Raw genomic sequence first — 16,638 nt, forward strand, 5'->3', positions numbered from 1 at the left:
TCTTCCTTGTTATTTCAAAGCCAGAAGTTTCATTAAATTTTGGTACTAAATAGTTTCCGGTATACAACCCTTGTCCATCAATTTCCCATCCCAGGTGCTTGAAACAGACCTTAACCATACGCTAGCCATGCCTTCCGTGCCGTGTTCAATTGCCAGACAACAGCAGTTAAGCAGATTCAGCGATCGGTTAATATTCTTTATTGATAACGATACTGATAGTGATTATCATTCCGTTTCGTGTAATTAACTGTAAATAAATATCTCATGCTTATCAAAAAAATTACAAAGCGTACTCTACTCTCCCTCGCAGTTTCGCAACTGCTGTTATCTTCCTCCGGGATGGCTAAGGCTATGAATAAAATGGATTTTAATACGCAGCCTTTAGGCCATGGTGTTTATGAAATGGCCTATGTGAAGGAGCGTAACGCCCTCTTCGCCGCTTCATCGCCCTCGTTTGACGAGGATAAAAGGGCAGGAGTGGTATTTGAACTGGCTGCCGATACGTTGCGGATTGATAAGAAAATCCCCACAAATCGTCGTGGCTTTTCCGTGGCACTCGATGAAGGGAGCCATATTCTGTATCTCGGTAACGCGCTGGATGGTTCCGTCACCCTGCTGGATAGTCGTACCGGAAAAGAACTCCGCACGCTGCAGTTAAGCGATGATGCCGTTGCGGAAAAAAAAGCCCATGTGCGTGAAGTCGTTTTGGATAAAAAACATCATCGCCTTTATGTCTCGGGTATCGGTGGTAAAGACAAAGGGTTGCTGTGGGTTGTCGATACGCAAAAACAACAGGTAATTAAAACGCTCGATAACATGGAGCCGGTTGGCTTTGCAGTCGATGAAGCGGGTAATAAAGTTTATGCCGTGACCGGAAAAGGTGAGATCATGACATTGGATGGCATATCCTCCAGTCTCATTTCCACGGTGAAAGTCGACCCTGCAGAAACCAATCATTACTTCCTGAACATCGCCCTCAATACACGTGAGGGGCTGGGCTATATCGCGGACACCAATACGCGTGACGTGCTGGTGGTTCAGCTTGATTCCGGTAAGCTCCTGCACCGTATACCCACACCCAACTCTATTGCGGTGGTCTACAATGCCGCCCGCAGTGAAATCTATGTCACCCATCGCAACGCGCGTCAAATCAGCATCATTGACGCCGGCACTTATCGCGTGAAGCACACCATTGATACCTCTGCCATGCCCAACAGCATGGTGCTTTCACCCGATGCCAGCACGCTTTACGTCAGTGTGAAGCAGGACGAAAAAACCAATAAAGATGATTACGTCCTTAAGATCGATTTAAACCAATTTTAAAAGGGATTTTGTTGTGAAAAATCAAACACGCCTGGCCGTGGCAATTGCGATCGCCCTGAGCCATCTCCCCGTTGTCGGCTATGCCCAGGACAACACCTCGAATAATGAGAACGATCTTGTCGTGACCGCTTCTGGCTTCAGTCAGGAACGACGGGACGCACCAGCGAGTATTTCAGTGGTCGGTGAGAAGGAGTTAAACACCCGATCTAATCAGAATGTCACCGAAGCGCTACGCGGAATCCCGGGTGTGCTGGTCGGCAATGGACACGGCAGCCTGGCAACCGGCGATATTCAGATGCGCGGGATGGACTCGACCTATACCTCTTACATGGTGAATGGCATTAAACAGGCCACCCGTGAGTCACGCCCTTACGGCCATCACATCGGAACCGAAGCTGCATTTATGCCACCGCTGGCGGCGATTGAGCGCATTGAGGTGATTCGCGGACCGATGTCCTCACTCTATGGCTCCGACTCGATTGGTGGTGTTGTCAACGTCATTACCAAGAAAGCCTATAACCTCGATAAATGGACAGGGGTACTGGAGGATAATTACTTCCTGCAGGAAAAGAGCGAGTACGGTAATACCAATCAGACCAATGCATTCGTTATGGGGCCGATTATTCCAGGCAAACTGGGTGTGAGTGTGGGTGCTGACTACCTTGATCGCCGTGATGATGACAGCCAAAGCGATGAACGCTTCGTAAAGCATCAGTCTGGGAATCTTGATGCCACGGTTTCAATGTCTCCGACCGACACCCAACTCTGGGATCTGAGTGCCTCTCGTGGGCATCAGGAAAAAACCCACAGAGCAGCCAGTCCGTGGTATTGGGGCTTTGATCGCGATGCAGCTTCGCTCTCGCAGCATGCCTGGTATGCCAACGACATGATCGAGGCGAAAAACTTCATCAGTTATGAAAAGGCCCGCACGGAGTATCGTGTTCCTGAGATGTCACCTCAGTTTATCGAACAGCGTAACTTTGAAGCGAACAGCGCGAATACCTTCTCGCTGGGCGATCACAAACTCACGCTGGGGGCTAACTTCACCCGTAATGAGCTGAATGACACCTTTGATGTCGAGGATAAGGTGGCGCCCGGCGTCACACCGGTCAGCAAAATATCCCGTAATGGCTGGGCATTATTCGCGGAAGACGCATGGATGATCGTCCCGGACTTTACGCTGACCACCTCTGCTCGTCTGGATCATGACAGTTACTTCGGTTACCACGTCACGCCAAAACTCTATGGCAACTGGACGCTGAATGAAAACTGGTCGCTTAAAGGGGGCGTTTCAGCGGGTTATAAGAAGCCGGATCTGCGTGAAAACAATGCAGGCTTTACCAGCGTTTATGGTGCTTACCCATACTCTTCCATTGGCATCGGCAATGATGAACTCAAACCCGAGAAAAGTATCAATACTGAGTTAGGGCTTTACTGGCAGCAGGATGCCCTGGCGTTGGATGCCACCGTCTTCCATACAAAATTCAAAGATAAGATCAGCGATTACACCATCTGTACCCAGTCGGCTACGCAGCAGTGTGTTTACAATGGCTATGTTGCAGAAAGCGTCTCGCAATATTTCAACGTCAGCGACGCTGAAATCTACGGGTTAGAGCTGAACGGTGACTGGCAGGCCACATCAAACCTGAAGGTTAACGCCAACTACACCTATACCCACAGCGAGCAGAAAAGCGGTGAGTACAAGGGGTATGCGTTAAGTGACTTCCCAACCAGCATGGCCAATCTCTCGGTAAACTGGATGGCAATGAGCGATCTGGAGTTGTGGACGCAGACAAGCTGGCGCAGTAACTCTCCGGACATTGGCAAGTCCAGCTCTACCGAAGCTTATGCATTGGTTGATCTGGGTGCGCGCTATCATCTGAATAAAAATATTACGCTGATGGCGGGTATTTATAACCTGTTCGATGCAAACCCGATTTATAAAACGTCCTACAACCAGTCGGCGATGCTGGAAGGTAGACGTTATAACCTAGGGGCTCGCGTCGAGTTCTGATATGAGCCGGGCCAAAAGGCCCGGCATTTTTTCTGATGCGCCATATAAAACTCAGGCCATCAATGCGTGACAAATCGCCCCAATCTGGTCCACAGCACTCAGCAGCTGTGCCGTTGGCTGATTCGCGCAATTTAAGCGCAGGAAATTCTGTAACGCTGCTCCCGGTGAAAACAGCGGCCCCGGGCTAACCCCAATACCCAGCGCCAGTGCGCGACGGTGCACTTCCAGCGCATTGATCTGTGGCGGAAGTTCAACCCACAGCAAAAAGCCGGCTTCCGGTGCAGTAACGCGTGTGCCCGGCGGGAAACTCGCTTCAACCCGTGCGATGACGGCTCGCACACCTTTCTCAACGCGAACCTTCAAACGCCGCAGGTGCCGATCGTAGTCCCCACTGGCCAGTACGTCGCTGGCGGCGGCTTCAAGCAGCGGTGCGCCCGCCCAGTCGCCCGCCATGCGCGCCTGCAAAACCTGGGTGTGATAGCGGCCGGCGGCAATCCAGCCAATGCGCCAGCCCGGTGCCAGAGTCTTGGATAACGAACTGCAGTAAATCACATTGCCACGCTGATCAAAGGCCTTGCAGGCAAGAGGTCGCTGCCCATCGCCAGCCAGATCGCCATACACATCGTCCTCAATTAACGGGATGCCTGCACGTTCAAGCAATGCGACAAGCTCCTGCTTGCGCGCGACCGGCATACTGGCACCCAGCGGGTTTTGCACGGTAGGCGAGGCCAGTACGGCAGCGGGTCGATGCTGTTTAATGGCGTCAGCGAGCGGTGCCAGCAGCAATCCTTCAATGGGATCGGTGGGGATTTGCAGTGCCTTCAGGCCCAAATCCTCCAGCAGCAGGAGCGTGCCGAAGTAGGCGGGTTGCTCAATCGCGACGGCATCGCCCGGCTGGCACACGGCGCGCAGTGCCAGACGCAGCGCCTGGGTCGCCCCAGCGGTAATAACAAGGTCGTCTGCGCTAAAGCGCGCGCCCCATTGCGCGGCACGTGTGGCTATCTTATTGCGCAGGTCGGCCCGGCCCGGTGGCAGGCTATAGCTTTGGCCATGCGCATCCAGACGGCGACCTGCCGATTGCAGCGCCCGCTGGAGTGTCTCCGTCGGCAACCAGTGGGGATCGGGCAGCGCCGCGCCGAGCGGTATCAAACGGCTTTCTGCGCTACTGAACAGTGAACGCGCAATAGCTGACAGGGTCACGGGCACAGGGCCCGACAGAGCCGGCTGTATTTGCCGTTCGGTGTTTCGCGGGCTGACGAAATAGCCCGAGCGCGGACGCGCAATAATCAATCCTTCCGCTTCCAGACAACGCAGGGCTTCCAGAGCAGTTGGCAGACTTACCTGTTCGCGTTCGGCCAGTTTGCGTGCGGAGATCATACGATCGCCGGGTCGCAGCGCACCGGAGGCGAGGGTGTGTCGCAGACTCTCAGCAATGCGGCGGTAATGTGGGGACGATAATGACGAGGCGGGCATGTCGATCTGTGCAGTCTGATTTTCAATGAATCTGACTATACAGACGATGATGAGTGCCATCTATAGTGTCGGGCATGAACCAGACAAGGAGGCACTATGCATTGCGATAACTTCGACCTTTCCCGCTATTTCCGCCGCATCAATTACACCGGCCCTGCAGCCGCCGATTCCGCCACGCTGCACGCCATTATGCGTCATCAACTTTTCTCCGTGCCGTTTGAGAATCTCGACGTTCAGGCTGGAAAAGTTGTTTCATTGGTGCCTGAAGAGATCAGCGACAAGATTTTGCATCAAGGGCGAGGGGGCTACTGTTATGAGGTCAACGGACTGTTTGCCATGGCGTTGGAAGCGTTAGGTATTCCCTACCGTTTTGTGGCAGCAAGGCCGATGTTCTACCCGGTGCGCCGTCCCAAAACCCACATGGCAATCATTGCTGAGGTCGATGGACGTCAGTGGCTGTGCGATCTCGGATTTGGCAGCTATGGCATCCGCGCACCCATAGCCTTAGATCAGCTCAATAGCGATATCAAACAGGATTTCGATACGTTCAAACTCACCTGTGACGCGCATGGCGAGTATCTGCTTCAGGCGAAGGTAGAAGGGGAGTGGTGTAACCAATACGGCTTTGACCTGTCACCGCAAGAGTGGATTGATTTTGCCCCGGCGAATTACCTCAACTCGACCCATCCTGATGCGATTTTTGTGCAGAAACGACTCATTGTGCAGCATCGTCCGGAGGGGCGGATGATCCTGCTAGGGGATATGTTGAAAACGGTGACGGCGGAGGGTGTGGAAAAGCAGCAGCTGGCGGAAGATGAAATTGATGATGTGCTGCTAAGCCGCTTTGGGTTAGTTAGCCTTACATAGGAACGTCAAAAGAACGAGGCAGGAAATTTTTGGGGATAAATATCCTTGTAAGCCAGAACCTTTGTGCGGCCTTAACTGAGCATATTTTGACGATGGTTATGGCTCCAACGAAATTTTTATTATCCATATGATTGAACGCTTTTGCGCGTGTTGGTTTGATGCAAGCCATGAGCCTCACATAATAGGCTCATGGCTATGCACATTCTTCTCAACGTTTTTTAGAAGATATGACTCAAAACTTCACTCTTTCCGCTGCAACGTAATCCGCGTCAGTTCAGAAGGGCGTCCCAGTCGTATTGCCATGCCTGGCCAGAGCGCGGTGCCGTTATTCACATAGAGTTGCATGCCATCCACATCATAAAGTCCTGAGACAAAGCCCGCGTTGGGTTTCGCAAACAAGCGGTCAAAACCGACGATCAGTCCGCCGTGGGTGTGACCAGATAGCTGCAAATCGACTTTGTGCGTTGCGTTCTGGCGCGCATTGCGCGGTTGATGATCCATCAAGATTACCGGAGCGTCAGCAGGAACACCCTCCAGCGCCAGCTCAAGGTTAGGGCCAGTGGCATCTCTGCGGGAGGCTGAAACATCGGGCAGACCGGCGATCGCTAGCTCCGCGTTGCCGCGTTTAATGAGGGTATGGCTGTTGAGCAAAGGTAGCAGGCCTAACGTCGCAAGATGATCGGTCCAGCGCTGCTGTTCAAAGAAATACTCATGATTACCGGTGATGGCATAAACGCCGTCAGGCGCATGTAAACCTCTCAACGGCTCCACGTCTTTTCTGCGATTTTCCAGGGTGCCATCAATTACATCGCCCGTTACCAGGATCAAGTCAGCATCCATCGTCATGGCCTTTTTCACCATGGCTGTGGTCCATGCTGCGTTGAACACTTTGGTGATATGCAGGTCCGTGAGCTGAAGCAGCTGGTAGCCTTCGAACTCGCGCGGCAGGTTGTGGATTTTAACCGTCACTTCTTTTACGGGTGGCACACGTATGGCCTGATTGACGCCCACCGCCGACATCACCATGGCAAAGAGTGCAGCAACATAACGTACGCCAGGCGCCATCTGCAGTGGGTGCCGTAGCAGCAGGGAAATGATTGTGACTACATCAAGCAGTATTTGGGTGAACGCGAGGAGTAACACTGCGCCAAAGGCCCAGCTGAACAGGATGGTGACGGCGCGCGGCATTTCAGGTGAGAAGATACCGCCCGGCGTAAATCGGCTAATTAACAGATATTGAGAAGCCAGCAAAACCACCAAAGATAGGATGATTTTCAATACTAATGGCATGGCTAATGGAAAAACGAATCGCGCAATAACATACCAACTCGGTATGCTGAATATCAGATGAAACATCACTCTCTTCCCTGGTTTTAAACGCTGAATCAGCGCGAAAATCAAACTTATCATCGTAAGTGATGACTATAGCAAAAGTTTTTTTAGAGACAGTCCTGTTGATGTTCTTGCGTTGGCATTATCATTTTCATCAGAAATGGCGATTATATTAGTGTTTTTGGTCTTGAATTACTGGGTCTGCATCGCTTAATTATTATTTTCGCGCTATAGTGCGAATAAATTATCGTTTTCACCTGGATGTTAAAGGATTCAGTCGATGCTGGTGGGATTTAAGGCGCTCTGCAAGCGCTATCACATTGAACTGGTTCAGCCACTTCGCGTGGAATCGGCTATTGGCACGGTTCGCGCCACCCATGAGAACCAGGGACGTATCGAAAAGCGCTACCCTCCAAGCTATCAACCTGACGATAGCTTCTCAGGTCATTTTGCGTTTGGCCTCAAATATGAAGAGATCCATCTGGAGTTTTTTGCCCGGCTCTTCGCTGCCATCGGCCCAGAACCGATCGAAAGCTGGTGCCTGCGCGAGCCCTTTGGCCAATACGCCCGCCGTACCGGTTTTCTCTATGAATGGCTAACAGGTAACACGCTCACCAACGTGCCAGATGTCGCTAACGGCGGGTATGTTGCGGCGATCTCCGCGAAGGACTATCTGACGCGAACTTTAGCAATCAAGAACAAACGCTGGCGTATCAACGATAACTTACCCGGCTCGCCTGACTTTTGTCCTGTGATTCGCCGCACGCCTGAGATTGAGAATACCATTGCCTTTGATGTCACGGCAGCACTGCATGAACTGGGTGATACCTTTGGTGCCGATGTTCTGCTGCGAACCGCCAGCTGGCTGACCTTCAAGGAATCCCGGGCCAGCTTTTTAATTGAGAAAGAGGCTGAACAGGCCGATCGTATTCAGCGTTTCGCCCATGTTATTGCGCAATATTGCGGCCAGATCGATGACCCGCTCAGTGATGAAAGCCTGCATATTCTGCAAAGAGGCATTCTCGGTCACGATGCGTTGGGACTGGGGCTGCGTCGCTCACCGGTGTTTGTCGGACAGGCCACGATGCGTGAGGACATCGTGCATTACGTGGCGCCACAATTTGAAGACCTGCCGCTGTTTATGCGTGGATTGCAAGAGTTTGAGCTAGCCACCCGTGGCGCCGAACCTCTGGCCAGAGCGGGCGTGATTGCCTTCGGCTTTGTCTATATTCATCCGATGCGCGACGGGAATGGCCGTATTCACCGCTTCCTGATTAATGACTCATTAATCCGCGACTGCGCCATTCCTGAGGGTGTTATTCTGCCGGTCTCCGCCAGCATCACCAGCTCACTGGATTTCCGTGTTGGCTATGACCGCACGCTGGAAGTATTCTCGAAACGCCTGATGCGCCGCTATCCGACCTCCTGCCATTTTGGTGAGATCGTGACGTATGACGACGGTACACCCAGCAACTTCACCTTCTCCGACTACGAAGATGCGCGTTACGCCTGGCGCTACCCGGATTTAACTTCTCACGTGCTGTATACCGCTAAAGTGATTGAGCACACCGTGCGCGTGGAAATGGCCGATGAAGCCAGAGTGCTGACGATATTCCAGAAGGCACAGGAGCGGCTGAAGGAAGTGCTGGAGATGCCGGATCAGGATGCGAATCGGATAATCCGATCATTGAAAGAGAATGGCTGGCAGGTGTCAGGAAAGCTGAGGAAGGAGTATCCGCCGCTAGAGGATACGGCAAGGGCGGAGAAGATCGTTGAGGCGGTCAAGTCGGCGTTTGACGAGGGGAGTTAAGAACAGTTGGGTTGGACGCAATTCTGAACATAAACGCCCTTACAGGAGAACTGCATGCATCATCTTGATGTGCAAGTGTTGAACGCAGCACTGGCATGGGCTGAGGAGCATCCGGTGTGGCTATGTACGGTGCTCAGTACCTTTGGCTCGTCCCCGCGCCCGCCAGGCGCAATGATGGTGATCAGAAGCGATGGTCGCTATTGCGGCTCGCTGTCGGGCGGGTGCGTGGAAGAAAGCTTTATCGCCCGAATTGGCGACGATATTTTTTCCTTGCCCAGCCAGATTGTGCGTTATGGAGACGGTGGCTTTGAGCCGGACCAGGCGCTGCCCTGCGGAGGCGCGCTGGACATCCTGGTGGAAAAGTTGATGCCGGTTAAAGCGTCGATCGGCTACCTGCGACAGATGATGTCAGCGTTGACGGGGCCGCATTCTGTGGTAAAAGCGCTGACAATACCCGAACCGTGCCGTTCGCTGCTACCTGGGGGGTATCTGAGCCGGACGCATACTCAGGTACAGGGCGCGAACATCGTGCTGACGTTGTGCGCCCCTCCCAGGGTGGTCATTGCGGGCCTCTCCAGCGTCGCACTCTACTGCGCTAACTTTGCTCAGGCTTTAGGGTTTGAAACACTGGTGTGTGAGCACCGCGAGGATGTACTGCTGAATCTGGCCGATCAACTTGATAACACTGTGAAGTTAATCAAGCAGTTTCCCGCCAGCTACCTTGAACGTGAAGGGTGTCACTCAGGCACCGCGATTCTTTCCCTTACCCATGACCCTCGCATCGACGATCTCACGATGATGGAGGCTGTAAATCTGCCTGCTTTCTATATCGGCGCCATGGGATCGCAGAACAACAGTCTGAGGCGAAAAGAGCGGTTAGTCAGGATTGGCGAACTGAATCCCGAAGAAATTAACCGGATTCATGCCCCGATTGGGATGGATATTGGCAGCAAAACACCCGCGGAGATCGCGCTATCCATTATGGCCGATGTCGTTAGCCACAAAAATGGTTTGATGGGCTCACCGCAGGACAAGGATGGCGCATCGTGAATATTGCCATTCTGGTCATGGCCGCTGGGCACAGCCGTCGCTTCAGGCAATCCGGTCAGGGAAATAAACTCGCTGCGTTAATACAGGGTAAGCCAGTGCTTCAGCATACGCTGGATAATGTGCGGGATTCCGGTCTTGACTGCTATGTAGTGGCTCGGCCTGAGGACAGGCAACTGCATGAGTTAATGTCTGAGGAGCGTATCGTCCGCTGTTCAAGTGAGGGGCTGGGGGAATCTATCGCGGCGGGCGTTAACGCCACAGCAGATTATGACGGATGGTTAATTACCCTCGGGGATATGCCTTTTATCCAGCCCTCCAGCTATCGGGCAGTCAGTGAAGCGCTGCGCAACTCCCGAACGGTACGCGCACAAGTCGATGGAATACAAGGTCATCCCGTCGGTTTTCAGCAATCTTTTTACTCTCAGCTTTGTGCATTACAGGGAGACAAAGGGGCGAGGGAATTGCTAAACGCTGATGCTGTCACGTTTGTTGACTTAACCGATCGCGGCTGCATCACGGATATTGATACTATTGAGGATATTACGCGGGCTAATCAGGCTGAATATTGATGTGGCTAAGAGACTGACCCGCTGCACGGACTTGCAGACCGCACAGCGGGTAAATTTATTTGGCGAGCGTTAAGCGGTCAGGGTAAAGCTGCTAAGAGTTTATCCAGCGTAACCGGATAATCTCTGACCCTGACACCCGTCGCGTTGTAAATCGCGTTCACAATGGCTGCACCGACACCGCATAATCCCAGTTCACCCACGCCTTTGGCTTTCATCGGTGAAGAGACCGGATCGGTATCATCAAGGAAGATGACTTCCTGCTCGGGAACATCCGCATGAACGGGCACCTCATAGCTTGCCATATCGTGATTCACAAACAATCCCAATCGGGTATCCACCGCCAGTTCTTCCATCAGCGCGCCACCTAATCCCATTGTCATCGCGCCAATGACCTGACTTCGCGCGGTTTTGGGATTGAGTATTCGACCTGCCGCACAGACGGCCAACATGCGGCGTACCCGCACTTCCCCTGTGTAAACATCTACGGCCACCTCAGCAAAATGCCCGGCAAACGTGGATTGCTGATACTGCTGATCGAGGTCGCCAAACTCAATCGTGTCTTCTGCCGTCAGAGTGCCATTAGCCGCTGCCGCAGAAAGCGGGACGCTGCGATGACTTGAGCGAACTTCGCCCTCCACGAACTCGGCATCATCAGGGTTGATGCCGAGTGCTGTTGCTACCTGTTCTCGAAGCTTGACGCAGGCGGCATAAACGCCTGCCGTCGACGTGTTCGCACCCCACTGACCACCGGACCCCGCTGAGACCGGGAAAGCGGAATCTCCCAGTTTCACTACTACTTGTTCAAGGGGCACGCCCATCATTTCTGCCGCCGTCTGGGCGATGATGGTGTAGCTACCAGTGCCAATATCTGTCATGTCGGTTTCGACGGTGACGATGCCATGCGCATCCAGGTGCACCCGTGCGCCAGAGGGGGCGAGGAGATTGTTGCGGAATCCAGTGGCTACGCCTAAGCCCACCAGCCAGCGCCCGTCTATTACCTGGGCAGGTAACGGATTACGCTTTTGCCAGCCGAATTTTTCTGAACCGGTGCGCAGACACTCAATCAGCTGGCGGCGCGAGAAGGGGCGTTTGGCATCAGCGGGATCAACCTGAGTATCATTCAGGATGCGGAATTCCACCGGATCGATGCCGGCTTTCTCCGCTATCTCATCCATCGCCATTTCCAGCGCCATTAACCCCGGCGCTTCACCCGGCGCGCGCATCGCATTGCCTTCCGGCAGATCAAGCGTTGCCAGACGCAGGCCGGTCAGACGGTTAGCGCCGGCATAGAGGAGTTCCGTCTGTTGCACGGCGGTCTCTGGCGTGCCGTTCGGCAAGTTACCCGACCAGCTAATATGCGAGATGCCCGTGATATGCCCGGATTTGTCGGTACCGATGCGAATATGCTGGTGCGTCGCGGGACGATGAGTGGTGTTATTAGGGATCATTGGCCGGGGGAGCATCACTTTCACCGGACGTTTCACAACGCGAGCACCCAACGCTGCCAGCAGGGCATCACTGCGCAGAAACAACTTCCCGCCAAAACCACCGCCAATATAAGGCGACAGCACCCGCACTTTTTCCAGCGGCAGGTTCAGCGTCTTCGCAAGATCGGATCGGCACCAGTTTATCATCTGGTTCGACGTCCACACCGTTACCTTGTCCTTGTCCCACATGGCCATAGAAGCATGAGGTTCCATAGCCATGTGACTCTGATCCGGCGTGCTATAGGTTTCATCAAGCACAAACGCCGCTTCGCTCAGGGCACGCTCTGCATCACCCACCGTTTTATCCGGCGTATCTTCCGGTGGCGTTGTCACGGTGGGTATTTCATGAGCAAGGCTGTAAGCGCCTTCTTCTTGCTGATAGCTGACCTCCACCAGCTGGGCCGCCGCACGTGCCTGTTCAAACGTTTCAGCGACAACCAATGCAACGGCCTGATGGTAATGTTCAATACGATATTCAGCCAGCAACGTTGCCGTGTTCATCTCCCCCTTGCTGAGTTTGCCCGCATTTTTGGCAGTAACAACGCCTAACACGCCCGGTGCGCTTTCAGCGGCTTCGGTATTAAGCGAGGTAATTTTGCCTTTGGCAATCGGGCTGCCCACCACATACCCATACGTGACGTCAGGCGCCTCATCATGCCATTCATAGGCGTAAGGCGCGCTGCCGGTTGTTTTTAAAGGCCCATCAATGCGATCAAGCGGACGGCCAACGTATCTGAGTTGATCGATGGGATTCAAACCGGCGGGTTTCTCAAATTTCATGCTTTTGCCCTCGCTTCTGCCAGCACTGAAGCCAGAGTGCGCTTCGCCAGTACCAGCTTAAATTGGTTATCCGCCGTAGGTTGTGCATCCTCAAACAACTTATCGAAAACCGGCTGAGTACCATTGGGCAGTTCGCTGTCTGCCAACGACCGTCGCCAGGGTTGATGCGCCACACCCCCGACGGCGATCCTTCCTGTGCGATCACGCTGTACGATGGCCGCTACGGAAACCAGTGCAAATGCATAAGAGGCGCGATCGCGAACCTTACGGTAGATATGCGTGCCTCCCACTGGCGGCGGCAGGACCACCGCAGTGATAAATTCGCCCGCATTAAGCACCGTCTCAAGATGAGGCGTCTGACCCGGCGCGCGGTAGAAATCATTAATAGGAATCGCGCGCTCGCTGCCATCCGGGCTGACCGTTTCGATAGTTGCATCCAGCAGACGCATTGCCACGGCCATGTCGCTGGGATGTGTTGCAATACAATCTTGACTGGCTCCGATAACAGCAAGCTGGCGGCTGTAACCCCCAAGCGCCGCACAGCCGCTGCCGGGCAGACGCTTATTACAGGGCTGGTTGGTGTCATAGAAATAAGGACAGCGCGTGCGTTGAAGCAGGTTTCCTGCCGTCGTCGCCTGATTGCGTAACTGACCAGACGCACCAGCCAGTAACGCACGTGAGAGCACCGCATAGCCCGTCCGCACACGCATGTCTGCGGCAAGGTCGGTATTTCGCACCAGTGCACCAATACGCAGTCCGCCTTCGTCGGTGGGTTCAATCTTATCCAGCGCCAAACCGTTCACATCAATGAGATGAGCGGGGGTTTCGATCTCCAGCTTCATCAGATCGAGCAAATTGGTGCCTCCGGCAATAAACCTGGCACCGGGATTTTGCAGCGCGCGCGTGGCGGCTTCCAGGGAAGAGGTGACTTTTTCATAGCTGAAGGCTTTCACGATGTCTGACCCTCCGCGTATTCATCAATGGCGGCGAGGATGTTGGCATAGGCCCCGCAGCGGCAGATATTACCGCTCATGCGCTCGCGAATTTCATCTGCATGTCGTGTCGGCTGTGCCAGCAGGTCCGGGGAAACGTGACTGGGTATGCCGTCTGCAATTTCCTTCAGAACCGCCACGGAAGAGCATATTTGTCCCGGCGTGCAGTATCCGCACTGATAGCCATCATGTTTGATGAAAGCAGCCTGAAGCGGGTGCAGATTGTCAGGCGTACCCAGGCCTTCAATGGTGGTGACCTCAGCGTTTTGCTGCATTACCGCCAGTGTGAGGCACGCATTAATGCGTCGCCCATCTACGATAACGGTACAGGCACCGCACTGACCGTGGTCGCAGCCCTTTTTGGTTCCGGTGAGGTGCAGATGTTCGCGTAGAGCATCCAGCAGAGTGGTGCGGGTATCCAGATGGAGCGAACGTTCTTTACCATTCACTTTTAAACTTACCGGCATCATGGCGGGTGGGGGTGTGGTAGCTAGCGCGTGCTGACTTAATTTGGTCGCAACTGAAGCGCTATTGGCTGTTGCGGCGTTTTCTCGATCACGATCCTGCTGGTGGTTGACATCATGTGGGGTGCTCATACCCGGCCTCCAGTGACAAAATTAGGGTGCCTAAGGCACCTCAGTTTATAAGGTTTTTGTAAGCACTAAGCATAGACGTCAATTGGACATTGCGGGTGTGGCGGGCTATTTCTTCGCAGAAAGTAAGCGGAGCGAGAAAAAAACAACTTTTTATATGACCGATTTTAGAAATATACCGTATCGCTTATAAATTTGATTTCCCCGCATTGCTTGACGTAGCACTAGAATGTGCCGTAATGATGATTTGATGAATGGGGAAATCGTTATGTCGTTGCCACCCTTTCTCAGAGCAGAGGAACAAGTCATCATATACGATGGTATTTGTAAGCTGTGTAACGCTTGGGTTATTTTTTTGATCACTCATCGTATCGATCGGAAAATTCGCTTTGTCGCCATCCAAAGTGAGAAGGGGAAAATGTTACTTAGATACGCAGGTTTGCCTGATGAAAACATTCGAACAATTGTTCTGATTAATAAGAACCAACATTGGCTCAGGTCACAGGGCATATGCAGGGCAATGGCATTTATGCCGTGGCCCTGGAAGGCGCTGTCTGCTATTCGATTTCTGCCCAGTTTTATATCTGACTTCTTTTATAATCGTATTGCACTCAATCGCTATCGGTTATTCGGCCATTACGATGATGTTCATGAGATAGAAGGGGATTATCCTGGCAGGTTTTTATGAGCATAAATGATTGATGGTGATACTAATTTGTCGGTTCTAAACTCAAATATCGATGGCTAGACAGGGGCATGCTTCTGGCAATTTAGCCATAAAAAAAATCATTGCCAGAATTTAAAGGCAATATTAATGGGCAGTTCCGTCGTAAAAGGAAGGATAAAACTCTGTGCTATTTGAATATTATGCGCCAAGTAGTTTTTCACTAAATCAGTACTTCAATAAAAGTACTATAATAAATGTACACAACGGATGTTATGTTGAATTGTTAAAATAATTCCTTAAATTATTACTTCAGAGCCATGGCGGCCCTGAAGTAAAGTGGTTAATTACATTGAAATAATGAAACGACTAACCGATTGTAATTTTTCAATTGTTTCTTCCAGCTCCCTTTCAGGCAGTGATTGATCAATTATTCCCGCACCGGCTTGTAACGCCACTCCACAATCATGTTGATAAAGCGATCGCAGCACTAAAGCAGCATCCATTTCACCCTGGCTATTGACCATAAACACACTGCCGCTATATGCGCCGCGTGTAACGGGCTCCAGTCTCTGAATGGCCTCTATGGCTGGGCGCTTTGGTATACCTGAGGCGGTCACTGCGGGGAAAAGCGCGCCAAAGGCATCCCAGGCATTGAAATCAGTGCGGAGCTGTCCTTTTACCCGAGAGGCCAGATGTTGCACACTGCCTCTTAAAGAAACGTTCATAAAATTGCTGACATGAGCGGAATCGCTCTCGCAAAGGGGGAGTATCTCCTCAATCGCGAGCTTCACGGAAACGGCATGTTCAGCAATCTCTTTAGTATCGTTAATGAGCACTTCACGCAATCGTAAATTCTCTGCCTCGTCCGAGGTCAATGCTCGGGTGCCCGCCAGCGGTTGTGTACTTACCACGCCAGAATCAGAAACCTCAACGACCGTCTCGGGACTGAATCCTACAAAGTAATCACCCTTCAAACGTGCGACATACGATCGTGCAGGGTTATTAAACCGGCGCCCATAATGATAACTGGCCAGTAAGTCGACGGATTCGTTGAGTGTAATTTGACGCGAAAGGATGACCTTCTGATATTCACCGCGTTGAATGTCTTTAATTGCATGGGCCACCCGTTGACAGTAATCGTGGGCATCCTGCTCGCGGATGCATTTTTCAACCCTGGCTTTCCAGTGAGCCTCTGGCGGAGTGATCTCCGCCACTCGATCGCTTTCTTTCAGCCTGCCGATCAGCTGCTGCAATTCCTGTTCAGAAGTCGCGATGAGCTCTGCACTGTTCTCGCCTAATTTCAGGCGAAGGCGAGGAACAAACAGTGTCAGCAGCGGTGTAACGGTAGCCAGAAGAGGTGAAGAAACCTCATGAATGAGATGTGAAAGCTCGAAGTGACTTACACCGTATGCATGCCACTTCTTATAGGGCAGGGCATCCAGAGCTCGCTGCAAATTTATCTTCCAGTTGGCGCCCTGCCAGGTTTGCAGCGCGGCATCGGGCAACTGAAGTTCCGCTCGATCAGAGTAGAGGGCCACTTGCGCCAGGCTGCCTATCCCAATATCCCAAACCTCATTATGCTCATAAGCAATATGACAATCCGTTTCGTTTTTCAGCAGGTGATAGATGACGTCGAGTGGCGATGTTTGTAATGGCAGATGATGCGAAAACTCACAGCTAT

General features: G+C 52.5%; 13 protein-coding genes. 7 read left to right on the forward strand and 6 right to left on the reverse strand.

The annotated features are described in order from the left end of the window. Positions 1-264: 264 nt before the first annotated feature. Complete coding sequence (yncE, locus tag WFP70_RS18830) at positions 265-1,323, forward strand: 7-bladed beta-propeller protein YncE (RefSeq protein WP_337024049.1); 1,059 nt, start codon at positions 265-267, stop codon at positions 1,321-1,323. A 13-nt stretch (positions 1,324-1,336) separates the two neighbouring features. Continuing rightward, the gene (locus WFP70_RS18835; protein ID WP_337024050.1) at positions 1,337-3,337 is read left to right on the forward strand and encodes a TonB-dependent receptor domain-containing protein; all 2,001 of its coding nucleotides are present in this window, start codon (positions 1,337-1,339) and stop codon (positions 3,335-3,337) included. Between the two features lie 51 nt (positions 3,338-3,388). Here the strand turns inward: WFP70_RS18835 and WFP70_RS18840 are convergent, their stop codons facing one another. Continuing rightward, positions 3,389-4,870 (reverse strand): aminotransferase-like domain-containing protein, encoded by a 1,482-nt coding sequence (locus WFP70_RS18840; RefSeq protein WP_337024051.1) that lies wholly within the window; start codon positions 4,868-4,870, stop codon positions 3,389-3,391. A gap of 36 nt (positions 4,871-4,906) precedes the next feature. Between WFP70_RS18840 and WFP70_RS18845 the strand changes: the two genes are divergently transcribed. Continuing rightward, positions 4,907-5,677 carry an arylamine N-acetyltransferase family protein gene (locus WFP70_RS18845; RefSeq protein WP_337024052.1) on the forward strand — a complete coding sequence of 257 codons (771 nt, stop codon included), beginning with the start codon at positions 4,907-4,909 and terminating at the stop codon, positions 5,675-5,677. 240 nt (positions 5,678-5,917) lie between these two features. On the opposite strand, the gene WFP70_RS18850 is transcribed toward WFP70_RS18845, so the two are convergent. Continuing rightward, complete coding sequence (locus tag WFP70_RS18850; protein WP_337024053.1) at positions 5,918-7,033, reverse strand: metallophosphoesterase; 1,116 nt, start codon at positions 7,031-7,033, stop codon at positions 5,918-5,920. A 256-nt stretch (positions 7,034-7,289) separates the two neighbouring features. Between WFP70_RS18850 and WFP70_RS18855 the strand changes: the two genes are divergently transcribed. Genes WFP70_RS18855 through WFP70_RS18865 form a run of 3 tightly spaced genes read left to right on the forward strand, consistent with a single transcriptional unit; the run spans position 7,290 to position 10,438 of the window. Continuing rightward, positions 7,290-8,819: a Fic family protein gene (locus tag WFP70_RS18855; RefSeq protein ID WP_337024054.1), complete on the forward strand. Its 1,530-nt coding sequence runs from the start codon at positions 7,290-7,292 to the stop codon at positions 8,817-8,819. Between the two features lie 54 nt (positions 8,820-8,873). Beyond that, the gene (locus WFP70_RS18860) at positions 8,874-9,869 is read left to right on the forward strand and encodes an XdhC family protein (RefSeq protein WP_337024055.1); all 996 of its coding nucleotides are present in this window, start codon (positions 8,874-8,876) and stop codon (positions 9,867-9,869) included. Beyond that, a complete protein-coding gene (locus tag WFP70_RS18865; protein WP_337024056.1) occupies positions 9,866-10,438 on the forward strand; it encodes a nucleotidyltransferase family protein in 573 nt (190 codons plus the stop codon). The genes WFP70_RS18860 and WFP70_RS18865 overlap by 4 nt, the downstream gene beginning before the upstream one ends. Positions 10,439-10,515: 77 nt before the next feature. Here the strand turns inward: WFP70_RS18865 and paoC are convergent, their stop codons facing one another. From paoC to paoA, 3 genes are read right to left on the reverse strand one after another with little or no spacing between them, the layout of a single operon-like run. Next, entirely contained in the window at positions 10,516-12,705 is a 2,190-nt protein-coding gene (gene paoC / locus WFP70_RS18870) for an aldehyde oxidoreductase molybdenum-binding subunit PaoC (RefSeq protein WP_337024057.1), read from the reverse strand. After that, complete coding sequence (locus WFP70_RS18875; RefSeq protein ID WP_337024058.1) at positions 12,702-13,658, reverse strand: FAD binding domain-containing protein; 957 nt, start codon at positions 13,656-13,658, stop codon at positions 12,702-12,704. Before WFP70_RS18875 ends, paoC begins: the two co-directional genes overlap by 4 nt. Beyond that, entirely contained in the window at positions 13,655-14,293 is a 639-nt protein-coding gene (paoA, locus tag WFP70_RS18880) for an aldehyde dehydrogenase iron-sulfur subunit PaoA (RefSeq protein WP_337024059.1), read from the reverse strand. The genes WFP70_RS18875 and paoA overlap by 4 nt, the downstream gene beginning before the upstream one ends. Before the next feature lie 265 nt (positions 14,294-14,558). Between paoA and WFP70_RS18885 the strand changes: the two genes are divergently transcribed. Next, the gene (locus WFP70_RS18885) at positions 14,559-14,978 is read left to right on the forward strand and encodes a thiol-disulfide oxidoreductase DCC family protein (protein ID WP_337024083.1); all 420 of its coding nucleotides are present in this window, start codon (positions 14,559-14,561) and stop codon (positions 14,976-14,978) included. 323 nt (positions 14,979-15,301) lie between these two features. On the opposite strand, the gene WFP70_RS18890 is transcribed toward WFP70_RS18885, so the two are convergent. Further along, complete coding sequence (locus tag WFP70_RS18890) at positions 15,302-16,615, reverse strand: salicylate synthase (protein WP_337024084.1); 1,314 nt, start codon at positions 16,613-16,615, stop codon at positions 15,302-15,304. Between the last annotated feature and the right edge of the window lie 23 nt (positions 16,616-16,638).

The organism is Pantoea sp. USMM079 (assembly GCF_037153115.1).
In the GTDB taxonomy this organism is placed as follows: Bacteria; Pseudomonadota; Gammaproteobacteria; order Enterobacterales; family Enterobacteriaceae; genus Pantoea; species Pantoea communis.

Coding starts and splice junctions, on each gene's coding strand:
- yncE (WP_337024049.1), top strand. CDS start 265: ATGCTTATCAAAAAAATTACAAAGCGTACTCTACTCTCCCTCGCAGTT.
- WFP70_RS18840 (WP_337024051.1), bottom strand. CDS start 4,870: ATGGCACTCATCATCGTCTGTATAGTCAGATTCATTGAAAATCAGACT.
- WFP70_RS18845 (WP_337024052.1), top strand. CDS start 4,907: ATGCATTGCGATAACTTCGACCTTTCCCGCTATTTCCGCCGCATCAAT.
- WFP70_RS18850 (WP_337024053.1), bottom strand. CDS start 7,033: ATGTTTCATCTGATATTCAGCATACCGAGTTGGTATGTTATTGCGCGA.
- WFP70_RS18855 (WP_337024054.1), top strand. CDS start 7,290: ATGCTGGTGGGATTTAAGGCGCTCTGCAAGCGCTATCACATTGAACTG.
- WFP70_RS18860 (WP_337024055.1), top strand. CDS start 8,874: ATGCATCATCTTGATGTGCAAGTGTTGAACGCAGCACTGGCATGGGCT.
- paoC (WP_337024057.1), bottom strand. CDS start 12,705: ATGAAATTTGAGAAACCCGCCGGTTTGAATCCCATCGATCAACTCAGA.
- paoA (WP_337024059.1), bottom strand. CDS start 14,293: ATGAGCACCCCACATGATGTCAACCACCAGCAGGATCGTGATCGAGAA.
- WFP70_RS18885 (WP_337024083.1), top strand. CDS start 14,559: ATGTCGTTGCCACCCTTTCTCAGAGCAGAGGAACAAGTCATCATATAC.